General features: G+C 46.7%; 11 protein-coding genes. All 11 read left to right on the top strand.

Features of this window, described 5'->3' with window-relative positions; genetic code table 11:
* Positions 1 to 251 (top strand): hypothetical protein (locus BN161_RS30155; protein ID WP_209441910.1); only part of this gene is annotated, 251 nt, incomplete at its 5' end.
* Positions 252 to 413: 162 nt separating this feature from the next.
* Complete coding sequence (gene glmS, locus BN161_RS17505; RefSeq protein WP_044268772.1) at positions 414 to 2258, top strand: glutamine--fructose-6-phosphate transaminase (isomerizing); 1845 nt, start codon at positions 414 to 416, stop codon at positions 2256 to 2258.
* A gap of 53 nt (positions 2259 to 2311) precedes the next feature.
* Positions 2312 to 4195: an amidophosphoribosyltransferase gene (locus tag BN161_RS17500; RefSeq protein WP_044268758.1), complete on the top strand. Its 1884-nt coding sequence runs from the start codon at positions 2312 to 2314 to the stop codon at positions 4193 to 4195.
* Between the two features lie 116 nt (positions 4196 to 4311).
* Positions 4312 to 5454 carry a glutamine-hydrolyzing carbamoyl-phosphate synthase small subunit gene (carA, locus tag BN161_RS17495; RefSeq protein ID WP_044268757.1) on the top strand — a complete coding sequence of 381 codons (1143 nt, stop codon included), beginning with the start codon at positions 4312 to 4314 and terminating at the stop codon, positions 5452 to 5454.
* A gap of 38 nt (positions 5455 to 5492) precedes the next feature.
* Complete coding sequence (gene carB, locus BN161_RS17490; protein ID WP_044268756.1) at positions 5493 to 8726, top strand: carbamoyl-phosphate synthase (glutamine-hydrolyzing) large subunit; 3234 nt, start codon at positions 5493 to 5495, stop codon at positions 8724 to 8726.
* Between the two features lie 93 nt (positions 8727 to 8819).
* Positions 8820 to 9017, top strand: coding sequence for a hypothetical protein (locus tag BN161_RS17485; RefSeq protein ID WP_044268755.1), 198 nt, complete (start codon positions 8820 to 8822; stop codon positions 9015 to 9017).
* Between the two features lie 41 nt (positions 9018 to 9058).
* A complete protein-coding gene (locus BN161_RS17480; protein WP_244436541.1) occupies positions 9059 to 9292 on the top strand; it encodes a type II toxin-antitoxin system YafQ family toxin in 234 nt (77 codons plus the stop codon).
* 182 nt (positions 9293 to 9474) lie between these two features.
* Positions 9475 to 10455 (top strand): winged helix-turn-helix domain-containing protein, encoded by a 981-nt coding sequence (locus BN161_RS17475; RefSeq protein ID WP_044268751.1) that lies wholly within the window; start codon positions 9475 to 9477, stop codon positions 10453 to 10455.
* Positions 10456 to 10525: 70 nt separating this feature from the next.
* Positions 10526 to 12298, top strand: a complete 1773-nt coding sequence (gene fucI / locus BN161_RS17470) for an L-fucose isomerase (protein WP_022393551.1) — start codon at positions 10526 to 10528, stop codon at positions 12296 to 12298.
* Between the two features lie 16 nt (positions 12299 to 12314).
* Entirely contained in the window at positions 12315 to 12953 is a 639-nt protein-coding gene (locus tag BN161_RS17465) for a class II aldolase/adducin family protein (RefSeq protein ID WP_044268744.1), read from the top strand.
* A complete protein-coding gene (locus BN161_RS17460; protein ID WP_044268769.1) occupies positions 12953 to 14338 on the top strand; it encodes a rhamnulokinase in 1386 nt (461 codons plus the stop codon). The genes BN161_RS17465 and BN161_RS17460 overlap by 1 nt, the downstream gene beginning before the upstream one ends.
* Positions 14339 to 14358 lie beyond the last annotated feature (20 nt).

Below are 14358 nucleotides of genomic sequence, written 5' to 3'. Positions count from 1 at the left end.
GCTCATACCCCGTCAAAGAAGAAAAATCAATTCCATCAACAGGTCTTTCTTATTTATCACTTAGCTTGATAATAAAGAAATTATTTCTTTTAACTATGAATCCGTTGCCAAGCCTTATGAATTTGGCAATGTGGCAATATGGCAATTTGGCAATATGGAGGCATTTAAAGCAGTTCCCTTTCTTGTCAGATTACAATCAAAAAAGGAGATATTCTTTCAATATAAAACTAAAATTCTACTGCTTGCTTTGATTTTGTTAATTTACGCCTTTTGATTTAATAAGTTTGATTTCTTTAACGTTTTGATGTAAAAACAACTTTTTTCTATTCTTTTGATAAATAAATAGGCAAAACATTAACTTTATGTTCTTGGGTTTTTATATCTTTGCAGCGCAAAACCAAATATTAATTAGTATGTGTGGAATAGTAGGCTATATTGGTCAAAAGAAAGCCTACCCCATTCTTATCAAAGGATTGAAGCGATTAGAGTATCGCGGATATGATAGTGCAGGGGTAGCATTAATCAGTGATAACCGACAGTTGAATGTGTACAAAACGAAAGGTAAGGTTTCGGAACTGGAAACTTTCGTTACTCAAAAAGATATTTCCGGTAACATCGGAATTGCCCATACCCGTTGGGCTACGCACGGGGAACCTTGCTCCGCTAACGCCCATCCTCATTATTCCTCTTCCGAACATCTCGCCCTCATTCATAACGGCATCATCGAAAACTACGCCGTTCTCAAAGAAAAACTCCAGGCTAAAGGCTATTCATTCAAAAGCAGTACGGACACCGAAGTACTGGTGCAACTGATAGAATTCATCCAGAAATCTAAAAAAACAGATCTGCTGACTGCTGTGCAATTAGCGTTGCGTGAAGTAATCGGCGCATACGCCATTGCCGTGCTGGATAAGGACAATCCGGATGAAATTATAGCGGCCCGCAAGAGTAGCCCGTTGGTGGTAGGTATCGGTGAAGATGAGTTTTTTCTGGCTTCGGATGCTACGCCGATTGTGGAATATACAGATAAAGTAGTATATTTGGAGGATGAAGAGATTGCCGTCATCCGCCGCGGAGAGAAATTGAAGGTGGTGAACCTGAAGAATGTGGAATGTCCGCACGAAGTAAAGACGGTGGCGCTGAACCTGGGACAGTTGGAAAAGGGGGGGTATCCGCACTTCATGTTGAAAGAGATCTTTGAGCAGCCCGATTGCATTCACGACTGTATGCGCGGACGTATCAATGTAGAAAGCACGAATGTGGTGCTTTCCGCAGTGATTGATAACAAAGACCGCCTGTTGGCAGCCAAACGTTTCATCATCGTGGCATGCGGTACTTCCTGGCATGCGGCGCTCATCGGGAAGCATCTGATAGAAAGCCTTTGCCGCATTCCGGTGGAAGTGGAGTATGCCTCGGAATTCCGTTACCGCGATCCGGTGATAGACAGCAAGGATGTAGTGATTGCGATTTCGCAAAGTGGCGAGACGGCGGATACACTGGCAGCTGTGGAACTGGCGCGGAGCCGTGGGGCATTTATCTATGGCATCTGTAATGCGATTGGCTCGTCTATTCCGAGGGCTACGCATACGGGTTCTTATATCCACGTAGGCCCCGAAATCGGAGTGGCTTCTACCAAAGCGTTTACGGGACAGGTGACAGTGCTCACTATGCTGGCGCTGACGCTTGCCAAGGAAAAGAATACGATAGATGAGGGGCAATTCCTTGCCATCGTGCAGGAACTGAACCATATTCCTGATAAGATGAAAGAAGTGTTGAAACTGAACGGTAGCATTGCGGAGCTTTCCAAGATCTTCACGTATGCGCATAACTTTATCTATCTGGGACGCGGATATTCGTACCCTGTAGCCTTGGAAGGCGCGTTGAAACTGAAAGAAATCTCTTACATCCATGCCGAGGGTTATCCGGCTGCTGAAATGAAGCACGGGCCTATCGCATTGGTAGATGCCGAAATGCCGGTAGTAGTGATTGCCACCCAGAACGGACTTTATGAGAAAGTACTGAGCAATATACAGGAAATCAAGGCGCGTAAGGGAAAAGTGATTGCCCTGGTGACAAAAGGGGATACGGTTATCAGCAAGATTGCCGATACTTGCATCGAGTTGCCGGAAACAATAGAGTGCCTTGACCCGTTGGTTACTACGGTACCGTTGCAGTTGTTGGCGTATCATATCGCAGTATGCAAGGGGATGGATGTGGATCAGCCGAGAAACTTGGCGAAGAGCGTCACGGTAGAGTGAACAACATATCTATCAAATAGTAAATAGTAAATCGTCAAATAGTAAATAAATCGATGGAAGAACTGAAGCATGAATGCGGCGTTGCCATGATACGCCTGCTGAAACCTCTGGAATACTATGAACAGAAGTACGGTACATGGATGTACGGTTTGAACAAACTCTATCTTCTGATGGAGAAGCAGCACAACCGCGGACAAGAGGGCGCCGGTCTGGCTTGCGTAAAGCTGGAAGCAAATCCCGGTGAGGAGTATATGTTCCGTGAGCGTGCACTCGGTTCGGGCGCCATTACCGAGATATTCGGTACGGTGCAGGGCAACTTTAAGGATCTGACAAAAGAGCAGCTTCATGATGCGGATTACGCAAAGAAATACCTCCCTTTTGTGGGCGAGGCTTACATGGGGCACTTGCGCTATTCCACTACCGGAAAGAGCGGTATTTCCTATGTTCACCCTTTTCTGAGGCGTAACAACTGGCGGGCTAAGAACCTCGCTCTTTGCGGCAATTTCAACATGACGAACGTGGATGAGATTTTTGCGCGTATCACTGCCATCGGCCAGCATCCGCGGAAGTATGCCGATACGTACATCATGTTGGAGCAAGTGGGGCATCGACTGGACCGTGAAGTGGAGCGCCTCTTCAATCTTGCCGAAGCGGAAGGATTGACAGGCATGGGCGTGACTCACTATATAGAAGATCATATTGACTTGGCCAATGTGTTGCGCACTTCGAGCAAGGAGTGGGACGGAGGCTATGTGATATGCGGACTGACGGGAAGTGGTGAATCGTTTGCCGTGCGCGACCCGTGGGGAATCCGCCCCGCATTCTGGTATCAGGATGATGAAGTGGCAGTGCTTGCCAGCGAACGTCCTGTGATACAGACCGCTTTCAATGTGCCGGCAGCCAGCATTAAGGAATTGATGCCCGGACAAGCCTTGCTGATTAACAAGGCGGGCAAGCTGCGTACCACCCAGATTAATAAAGCGCGTGAGGTGAAACCCTGTTCTTTCGAACGTATTTATTTCTCACGGGGCAGTGACGTGGATATTTACAGGGAACGTAAACTATTGGGTGAGAAACTGATACCTAACATCTTGAAAGCCATTAATAAAGATCTTGACCATACCGTGTTTTCCTTTATCCCGAATACAGCGGAAGTTGCTTTCTACGGCATGTTGCAGGGACTGGATGATTATCTGAATGAAGAGAAAGTGCAACAGATCGCTTCCCTGGGACATAGCCCCAATCTGGAGGAGCTGGAACGGATACTTTCCCACCGTATCCGTAGTGAGAAGGTAGCCATCAAGGACATCAAACTGCGCACGTTTATTGCAGAAGGAAACAGCCGTAATGACTTGGCTGCGCACGTGTATGATATCACCTATGGCAGTCTTGTGCCGGGTGTGGACAATCTCGTCATCATCGATGACTCCATTGTGCGTGGAACCACTCTGAAACAGAGTATCATCGGTATTCTCGACCGTCTGGGCCCCAAGAAGATTGTGATTGTTTCTTCTTCCCCGCAGGTGCGTTATCCCGACTATTACGGCATCGATATGGCAAAGATGAGTGAATTCATCGCTTTCAAGGCTGCCATTGAGTTACTGAAAGACCGGGATATGAAAGATGTGATCGCCGCTGCCTACCGTAAATCGAAAGACCAGGTAGGACTGCCGAAGGAGCAAATGGTGAACTATGTGAAGGATATCTACGCACCTTTCACCGACGAGGAAATCTCCGCCAAGATGGTGGAACTGCTGACACCTGCCGGAACAAAGGCGAAGGTGGAAATCGTATACCAACCGTTGGAGGGGCTGCATGAGGCTTGTCCCAATCATCGGGGAGACTGGTATTTCAGCGGTGATTATCCTACGCCGGGCGGGGTGAAGATGCTGAATAATGCCTTTATTGACTATATAGAACAAGTATATCAATTTTGAGATGTACGATTTGACGATGTACGATTTACGATTGAAGAATGTCATTGTAGAACGTTATCGCCAAGAAGAAGTAATCTCAATCGTAAATAGTAAATAGTTAAATCGTAAATATATAGATGAGAAATGTAACTCTTATCCTCGACGACGGGAGCCGCTTCCACGGCAAGTCGTTTGGCTACGAAAAGCCGGTAGCGGGAGAGGTGGTTTTCAACACAGCTATGACGGGGTATCCTGAGAGCTTGACTGACCCCTCGTATGCCGGACAGTTGATGACGCTCACTTATCCGTTGGTGGGCAATTATGGTGTGCCGCCTTTCACTATCGAACCGAATGGACTGGCTACCTTTATGGAAAGTGAACGTATCCATGCGGAAGCCATCATTGTGAGTGATTATAGTGAGGACTTTAGCCATTGGAACGCTGTGGAAAGCCTTGCTGGTTGGCTGAAGCGCGAACAGGTGCCGGGTATCACAGGTATCGATACGCGTGAGTTGACAAAGGTGCTCCGCGAACATGGCGTGATGATGGGGCGCATCGTATTTAATGAAGAATTAAGAATTAAGAATGAAGAATTGCCTGCACTATCCGCTGTTTACGAAGGCGTAAACTATGTAGACAAAGTAAGCTGCAAGGAGATTATTCACTACTTCCCCGATGGCAACGCTACCCGCAGCGCAGCTAATTCTTCATTCTTCATTCCTCATTCTTCATTGAAAAAAGTGGTGCTTGTGGATTGTGGAGTGAAGACCAACATCATCCGCTGTCTGCTGAAGCGTGATGTGGAAGTCATCCGTGTGCCTTGGGATTATGATTATAATGAACTGGAGTTCGACGGACTTTTTATCAGTAACGGCCCGGGTGATCCGGATACCTGTGATGCTGCGGTGCAGAATATCCGCCGGGCAATGAAGAATGAAAAACTACCTATCTTCGGTATCTGCATGGGAAATCAGTTGCTGAGCAAGGCAGGAGGAGCAAAGATATACAAGTTGAAATATGGTCATCGCAGTCACAACCAGCCGGTGCGTATGGTGGGCACGGAGCGTTGCTTCATCACTTCGCAGAATCATGGTTATGCAGTGGACAACACTACGCTGACGGAAGATTGGGAACCACTGTTCATCAATATGAACGACGGGTCTAATGAGGGCATTAAACATAAACGGAATCCCTGGTTCTCTGCACAATTCCATCCGGAAGCTGCCAGCGGACCGACGGATACGGGTTTTTTGTTTGATGAGTTCGTGAAGCTATTATAAAAACAATAGACTTGAGAATTTATTAAAGAATAAATACAATGAAAGAAAACAATATAAAGAAAGTCCTGCTACTCGGTTCCGGTGCTCTGAAAATCGGTGAGGCAGGTGAGTTCGACTACTCCGGCAGCCAGGCACTCAAAGCCTTGAAAGAAGAAGGTATCTACACCGTTCTTATCAACCCGAATATCGCTACTGTGCAGACTTCGGAAGGCGTTGCCGATCAGATTTACTTCCTGCCTGTCACTCCTTATTTTGTAGAGAAAGTCATCGAAAAAGAACGTCCGGATGGCGTTATGCTTGCCTTTGGCGGACAAACGGCACTGAATTGCGGTGTTGCCCTCTACAAAGACGGAGTTTTTGAGAAATATGGTGTAAAAGTTCTCGGTACTCCCGTACAAGCCATTATTGATACGGAAGACCGTGAGATTTTCGTTCATAAGCTGAATGAAATCAATGTAAAGACTATTAAAAGCGAAGCCGTAGAAAATGCCATTGATGCCCGTCGTGCTGCTGCCGAATTGGGTTATCCGGTGATTGTCCGCGCTGCATACGCGCTTGGCGGACTGGGTTCCGGCTTCTGTGACAATGAAGAAGAACTGGATGTGTTGGTTGAGAAAGCTTTCTCCTTCTCCCCGCAGGTGCTTGTGGAAAAATCCTTGCGTGGATGGAAAGAAGTGGAGTATGAGGTGGTGCGCGACCGCTTTGACAACTGTATCACCGTCTGCAACATGGAGAACTTCGACCCGCTGGGTATCCATACGGGAGAGTCCATTGTTATCGCTCCGTCACAGACGCTCAGTAACTCCGATTATCATAAGCTGCGCGAACTTGCTATCCGTATCATTCGCCACATCGGTATTGTAGGAGAATGCAATGTGCAGTATGCTTATGATCCTGAAAGTGAAGATTATAGAGTGATTGAAGTAAATGCCCGCTTGAGCCGTTCTTCTGCTCTGGCCTCTAAAGCTACGGGTTATCCGCTTGCTTTCGTTGCTGCAAAACTCGGTCTTGGCTACGGATTATTCGACCTGAAGAATTCTGTAACAAAAACCACAAGTGCTTTCTTTGAACCTGCATTGGACTATGTGGTCTGCAAAATACCCCGTTGGGACTTGGGTAAGTTCCATGGTGTAGACAAGGAACTGGGTTCCAGCATGAAGTCAGTAGGCGAGGTGATGGCTATCGGCCGTACTTTTGAAGAAGCTATTCAGAAAGGTCTGCGTATGATAGGACAGGGGATGCATGGTTTCGTGGAAAATAAGGAACTTGTTATCTCTGATATAGATAAAGCGCTCCGTGAACCGACGGACAAGCGTATCTTCGTCATATCCAAAGCTTTCCGTGCCGGATATACCGTTGATCAGGTGCACGAACTGACGAAGATCGATAAGTGGTTTCTGGAGAAGCTGATGAACATCATGAACACCAGCAAAGAGCTGGAGCAATGGAGCAAGAACCACAAACAAATCATCGACCTGCCCCTTGAACTGCTGAAGAAAGCGAAAGTGCAAGGCTTCTCCGACTTCCAGATAGCCCGCGCCATTGGTTACGAGGGAGATATGGAAGATGGTATCCTCTATGTGCGCAATCATCGCAAGAGTGTCGGCATTGTTCCTGTAGTGAAGCAAATAGACACTCTTGCTGCCGAATATCCTGCACAGACTAATTACCTGTATCTGACGTATAGTGGCATCTCTAATGATGTTCATTACCTCGGTGACCGTAAATCCATCGTTGTACTTGGTTCCGGTGCGTATCGTATCGGGTCTTCCGTAGAGTTTGACTGGTGCGGTGTACAGGCACTGAATACCATCCGTAAAGAGGGGTATCGCAGCGTTATGATCAACTATAATCCCGAAACCGTATCTACGGACTATGATATGTGCGACCGCCTCTACTTCGACGAACTTACCTTCGAACGGGTAATGGATATCCTTGAACTGGAAAATCCGCACGGGGTGATTGTTTCTACCGGTGGTCAGATACCGAATAACCTTGCCCTGCGTCTGGATGCGCAGAAGGTACCTATACTCGGTACTTCCGCCAAAAGCATTGACAATGCCGAAGACCGTGAGAAGTTCTCTGCCATGCTGGACCGTATCGGCGTAGACCAGCCTCGCTGGCGCGAGCTTACGAGCATGGATGACATCAACGAGTTTGTGGAAGAAGTGGGTTTCCCGGTACTTGTGCGTCCGTCATACGTGCTTTCGGGTGCTGCAATGAACGTTTGTTCCAATCAGGAAGAACTGGAACGCTTCCTGCAACTTGCGGCCAATGTATCGAAGAAGCATCCGGTGGTTGTCAGTCAGTTCATCGAACATGCCAAGGAAGTGGAGATGGATGCGGTGGCACAGAATGGAGAAATTGTGGCATACGCTATCTCTGAACATATTGAGTTTGCCGGGGTACATTCGGGTGATGCTACGATTCAATTTCCGCCTCAGAAGCTTTATGTGGAGACGGTACGCCGCATTAAGCGTATCAGTCGTGAGATTGCACGCGAATTGAATATCTCCGGTCCGTTCAATATCCAGTACCTGGCTCGTGAGAATGACATCAAGGTGATTGAGTGTAACCTGCGTGCATCCCGTAGTTTTCCGTTCGTTAGTAAGGTGCTGAAGATTAATCTTATCGAACTGGCTACGAAGGTGATGTTAGGGCTTCCGGTAGAAAAGCCGAATAAGAATCTCTTTGAACTGGATTATGTAGGCATCAAGGCCAGCCAGTTCTCTTTCAATCGCTTGCAAAAGGCCGACCCGGTGTTGGGTGTGGATATGGCATCTACAGGTGAGGTCGGTTGTATCGGAAGTGATACGTCCTGTGCCGTGCTGAAGGCTATGCTTTCTGTAGGTTACCGCATACCGAAGAAGAATATCCTGCTTTCTACCGGTACACCGAAACAGAAGGTGGAAATGCTTTCCGCTGCCCGTCTGCTTCAGCAAAAAGGGTATAAGCTCTTTGCAACGGGAGGTACCAGTAAGTTCCTTACGGAGAATGGGGTGGAGAATACGCAGGTGTATTGGCCCAGTGAGACTAACCAACAGCCGCAAGCGTTGGATATGCTGCACAAAAAGGAGATTGACATGGTGGTGAATATTCCGAAGAACCTCACTGCGGGTGAGTTGAGCAACGGATATAAGATTCGTCGTGCCGCTATCGACCTGAATGTTCCGCTGATTACGAATGCCCGCCTGGCAAGTGCTTTCATCAATGCTTTCTGTACGATGACGCTGGATGATCTGGCAATTAAATCGTGGGCGGAGTATAAATAATCTCTGTATAACAAAATGAGAAAAGCATTTGTTAGTCGGGGAGAATGGTTTAACTTTGCATCTATAACTATAAAAGTATAGGAGGGTAGATTTATGGATACAACGATGGAAACCATTTCATTTGAGTTGCCGAAAGCTGACTTAAAGTTATTCAAAGAATTGGCAAAGAAGATGGGCTGGACTATTACTGACAAAAAGTCGGGTATAGAAAAGGCTATGGAGGATGTGAAGGCCGGACGTGTGTATAAAGCAAAAGATGCAGATGAGTTATTTAAGCAAATATTAGGCTGATGGCATATACATTGACATATACCGGATAGTTCAAGAAAGATTTGAAGCGTTGCCAGAAACGAGGGTTAGATATTGAACTTTTGCATAAAGTGATAACTCTTTTACAAGAAAACGGTTCATTGCCGGCTGAATATAAACCTCATATATTGTCGGGACAATTTTCCGGATATTGGGAGTGTCATATAAAGCCGGACTGGTTGTTGATATGGGAGCAGAATGATAAGGAATTGACTTTGTTGCTGCTTAATACCGGAACACATTCGGATTTGTTTTAATAACTTTGGAAATAGAATGCTCCGTTACATTGCAAAGATGTAACGGGGCTTTTGCTTTTTATATGCTGCAAAACATATCTCTATTTCTTGCTGATTCAGAATAAATAAGCTTTCTTTGCACCAGCACAGTTCAGCACAGTTACCTGTGCCATCCTTACTTTGATTAAACCTGTATACGCAATATGAAAACAATTTTCGGGCAACAAACGACGAAGGTAAAACAACTGGCCGATTTGATTAGCCAGGATATTTCCATGGGACGTTACAAGACGGATACCGCCCTGCCTTCCATCAATCAGCTGAGCCACGATTATAAAGTTTCCCGCGATACGGTTTTTAAAGCTTTTATTGATCTGAAGGAGCGGGGGATTATCGACTCTACTCCTGGTAAAGGTTACTATGTGGTGAACCGCCAGAAAAATATCCTGCTGCTGCTCGATGAATATTCACCTTTTAAAGATACGCTGTATAACAGCATCATCCGCCGTCTTTCCACGCGTTATAAGGTAGACCTGTGGTTTCATCAGTATAACGAAGCATTGTTCAATGCTATTCTTCGCGATTCCATTGGCCGTTATAATAAGTACGTGGTAATGAACTTCGATAATGAAAAGATTTCTCCTTATCTCTATAAGATAGACTCTTCCCGCCTGTTGCTGCTTGATTTCGGGCAGTTTGATAAGCGGGAATATTCATACATCTGTCAGGACTTCGGTGAAGCTTTTTACGCAGCTATGGCTCAATTGTCAGATAGGTTGCAGAACTATCGCAAGCTTATCCTGTTTCTGGCACGGGAAAGTAAGCATCCCAAGGAGACGTGCGATTATTTCAGGAAGTTTTGTGTAGATCATCAATTGGAATGTGAGATAATAGAGACTTTGGACGACAGGGAAGTGCATTCCGGTGAAGCCTATATTGCCATCCGTCAGGTGGATGTGGTGGAGATTGTGAAGAAGAGCCGTGCGGCAGGTTTGACGTGTGGCGTTGATTTCGGCTTGATAGCCTATAATGATACGCCGGCTTATGAAGTGATTGATAAGGGAATAACAGTGATGAGTGTTGATTGGCAAAAGATGGGAATCCTGACGGCAGATTTCATCTTGAGTGGCAAACCCATACAGGTTTGTTTGCCGACGGAAGTAAATTTAAGAGGCTCTTTATAGCCTTTTTTACAAACTGATTTCAGCACAGTTCAGCATAGATGATGTTTTATTAACCAAATATAATGATAGCATGAAAAAGTATCCGAAAATCGGGATTCGTCCCACTATCGACGGCCGCCAGGGTGGCGTACGTGAAAGCCTTGAAGAAAAGACAATGAATCTGGCTAAAGCAGTAGCCGAGTTGATCACCAGTAACTTGAAGAATGGTGACGGAAGTCCGGTGGAGTGTGTGATTTCAGACAGTACCATCGGTCGCGTAGCCGAAAGTGCGGCTTGTGCCGAGAAGTTTGAACGCGAAGGCGTGGGTTCTACTATCACAGTGACCTCTTGCTGGTGCTACGGTGCCGAGACTATGGACATGAATCCGTATTATCCGAAAGCTGTTTGGGGATTTAACGGTACGGAACGTCCGGGAGCTGTATATCTGGCAGCTGTACTGGCGGGACATGCACAAAAAGGATTACCTGCTTTTGGGATTTACGGACGTGATGTGCAGGATCTGGATGACAATTCCATCCCTGCCGACGTTGCAGAAAAACTGCTTCGTTTTGCACGTGCCGCACAGGCAGTAGCAACCATGCGCGGAAAATCTTATCTGTCGATGGGTAGCGTATCCATGGGTATTGCCGGTTCTATTGTGAATCCGGATTTCTTTCAGGAATATCTGGGCATCCGTTGCGAATCTGTAGACCTGACTGAAATTATCCGTCGCATGACTGAGGGCATCTATGATAAGGAAGAGTTCGCTAAAGCCATGGCATGGACAGAGAAATATTGCAAGAAAAATGAGGGTAAGGATTTCAATATCCCCGCAAAGACCAAGACTCGTGAGCAAAAAGACGAAGACTGGGAGTTTATTGTGAAGATGACCCTCATCATGCGCGACCTTATACAAGGTAATCCGAAACTTCGCGAAATGGGATTCAAGGAAGAAGCACTTGGACACAATGCCATTGCCGCCGGTTTCCAGGGACAACGCCAGTGGACGGATTTTTATCCGAATGGTGACTACTCCGAAGCTCTGCTGAATACTTCTTTTGACTGGAACGGTATCCGTGAAGCATATGTAGTAGCTACTGAAAATGATGCCTGCAACGGTGTAGCCATGCTTTTCGGCCATTTGCTGACAAACCGTGCACAGATATTCTCTGACGTGCGTACATATTGGAGTCCTGAAGCTGTGAAACGTGTTACAGGTAAAGAATTGACCGGTTTGGCAGCTAATGGTATTATCCATCTGATAAACTCCGGTGCTACCACTCTGGACGGTACAGGCCAGCAAACAAATGCACAGGGTGAACCTGTTATGAAACCTCATTGGGAAATTTCTGAGGCTGAAATGGAGAAATGTCTTGAAGCTACCACCTGGTATCCCGCTAACCGTGATTATTTCCGTGGCGGTGGTTTCTCTTCCAACTTCCTGTCAAAGGGTGGAATGCCTGTAACTATGACCCGTCTGAATCTGGTAAAAGGCCTTGGCCCTGTGCTTCAGATTGCTGAGGGATGGACGGTAGAGATTGATCCGGAAGTTCACAAGCTGCTGGATGAACGTACGGACCGTACTTGGCCTACTACTTGGTTTGTACCCCGTCTTTGCGATAAACCGGCATTTGAAGACGTGTACTCGGTAATGAATAACTGGGGAGCTAATCATGGTGCTATCAGTTACGGACATATCGGTCAGGATTTGATTACGCTGGCTTCCATGCTTCGTATTCCTGTTTGCATGCACAATGTGGATGAGAAGAAGATATTCCGTCCTGCTGCCTGGAATGCATTCGGTATGGATAAAGAAGGAGCTGATTACAGAGCTTGCACAACGTACGGACCTATCTATAAATAACAAATAAGAAATAGACATGATAACAAACGAACACATAGAACAATTCATTGCCCAGGCGCATCGGGTAGGAGATGCCGGATTGACAATATGTAGTAGCGGCAATATCTCTTGGCGCATTGGTGACGAAGTCCTGCTTTCCGGAACAGGCTCATGGGTACCTTCTCTGCCTAAAGAAAAAGTAGCTGTCTGCCGCCTTTCTACAGGAGAAGTATTGAATGGAGTGAAACCCTCTATGGAAAGCGGTTTCCATCTGGGAGTACTTCGTGAGCGTCCTGATGTGAATGTAGTTCTGCATTTTCAGTCACACTATGCCACGGCTGTGGCGTGTATGAAGAATCGTCCTACGAACTTCAACGTAACAGCGGAGATTCCTTGCCATGTGGGAAGTGAGATTCCGGTAGTTCCTTATTATCGTCCGGGATCGAAAGAATTGGCACAGGGGGTGATTGATGCTTTGAAAGATCACAATTCCGTCCTCTTGCTGAAACATGGGCAGGTGGTGTGTGGTAAGGACTTTGACCAGGCTTTTGAACGCGCTATGTTCTTTGAAATGGCATGCCGCATCATGATCCAGTCCGGAGGAGACTACACAGTACTTACTCCTGAAGAAATCAACGATCTTGAAACATACATTTTAGGAAAGAAGACTAAATGATGAATACCTATCTGGCAGTAGATTTTGGAGGTGGAAGCGGTCGTGTGATGGCCGGTTCCATCTGCCAGGGTACGTTGAAACTGGAAGAGGTGTACCGTTTTCCGAACCGCCAGGTGCGGATGGGGAACCATGTGTACTGGGATTTCCTTGCTCTGTTTGATGAGATGAAGAACGGACTCCGGCAAGCGGTGCGCAAGGGATATAGTATCAGGAGCATTGGCATTGATACCTGGGGCGTGGACTTTGGATTGATAGACTGTAACGGTAATTTGCTGGGAAACCCTGTGTGCTATCGTGATCCGCGAACGGATGGTTTGCCGGAAGAGTTTTTCGGAGGCAATCTTGTTCGGCATTATTCCGAAGCCGGCATACAAGTGATGTCCATCAATACACTTTTCCAGCTTTACAGCATGAAGAAAAGTGGTGATACGCAATTGGAAGTTGCAGATCGTCTTCTGTTTATGCCCGATCTTTTCAGTTACTTCCTCACAGGCGTGGCAAATAATGAATACTGCATTGCATCCACCTCCGAACTGCTTGATGCACGTAGCCGGACTTGGAATCAGCCACTCATCCATCGTTTGGGAGTACCTGCACATCTCTTCGGAGACATTGTGATGCCCGGTACGGTACGTGGCAAACTGAAACGGGAGATTGCCGAAGAAATTGGTCTGACGGATGAAGTGGATGTCATAGCTGTCGGTTCGCACGATACGGCAAGCGCTGTTTATGCGATTCCTTCGACACAGGTGGATAAATCCCTTTGCGCTTTCCTCAGTTCCGGTACGTGGTCTCTGCTGGGTGTTGAACTGGATGAGCCTATTCTCACGGAAGAAGCTTGTCGGGCCGGCTTCACCAATGAGGGCGGGGTAGGCGGTAAGATCCGTTTCCTTCAGAATATCACCGGGCTTTGGATCTTGCAACGCCTTATGGCACAATGGAAAGAAAGCGGAGAGCTATGTGGGTACGATTTCTTGTTTTCTGCCGCCGAATCTGCGGATATTCCATCCGTCATTGACGTAGATGATAAGATATTCCAGAACCCTGTGAATATGGAGGATGCCATTGCGGAGTATTGCGAAGCGCACGGACAGCCTATACCGGAAACTTACGGTGAGGTAGTGCGTTGTGTACTTCAATCACTCGCCCTGCGCTATAAGCAAGGAATAGACCAACTGAACCGTCTGCTTCCCGCTCCGATAGAACAGCTCAATATCATCGGTGGCGGATGCCGTAATTCGTTGCTGAACCGCCTGACAGCCGAGGCTTTGGGTATTCCTGTCTATGCCGGACCTGTAGAGGCAACCGCTATCGGTAATATCCTGGTGCAGGCCATAGCCAAAGGAGAGATCGGCAATCGTGAAGATATCAAAGAATTTATTTAATAACTTAGCCGGAATGCAGA

The sequence above is a fragment of the Bacteroides timonensis genome (genome assembly GCF_000513195.1).
In the GTDB taxonomy this organism is placed as follows: domain Bacteria; phylum Bacteroidota; class Bacteroidia; order Bacteroidales; family Bacteroidaceae; genus Bacteroides; species Bacteroides timonensis.
Note: the sequence above shows the minus strand (reverse complement) of the source record. Positions and strands in the feature narration are given on the sequence as shown.

Coding starts and splice junctions, on each gene's coding strand:
- carA (WP_044268757.1), top strand. CDS start 4,312: ATGAGAAATGTAACTCTTATCCTCGACGACGGGAGCCGCTTCCACGGC.
- BN161_RS17485 (WP_044268755.1), top strand. CDS start 8,820: ATGGATACAACGATGGAAACCATTTCATTTGAGTTGCCGAAAGCTGAC.
- glmS (WP_044268772.1), top strand. CDS start 414: ATGTGTGGAATAGTAGGCTATATTGGTCAAAAGAAAGCCTACCCCATT.
- BN161_RS17465 (WP_044268744.1), top strand. CDS start 12,315: ATGATAACAAACGAACACATAGAACAATTCATTGCCCAGGCGCATCGG.
- BN161_RS17460 (WP_044268769.1), top strand. CDS start 12,953: ATGAATACCTATCTGGCAGTAGATTTTGGAGGTGGAAGCGGTCGTGTG.
- BN161_RS17475 (WP_044268751.1), top strand. CDS start 9,475: ATGAAAACAATTTTCGGGCAACAAACGACGAAGGTAAAACAACTGGCC.
- fucI (WP_022393551.1), top strand. CDS start 10,526: ATGAAAAAGTATCCGAAAATCGGGATTCGTCCCACTATCGACGGCCGC.
- carB (WP_044268756.1), top strand. CDS start 5,493: ATGAAAGAAAACAATATAAAGAAAGTCCTGCTACTCGGTTCCGGTGCT.
- BN161_RS17500 (WP_044268758.1), top strand. CDS start 2,312: ATGGAAGAACTGAAGCATGAATGCGGCGTTGCCATGATACGCCTGCTG.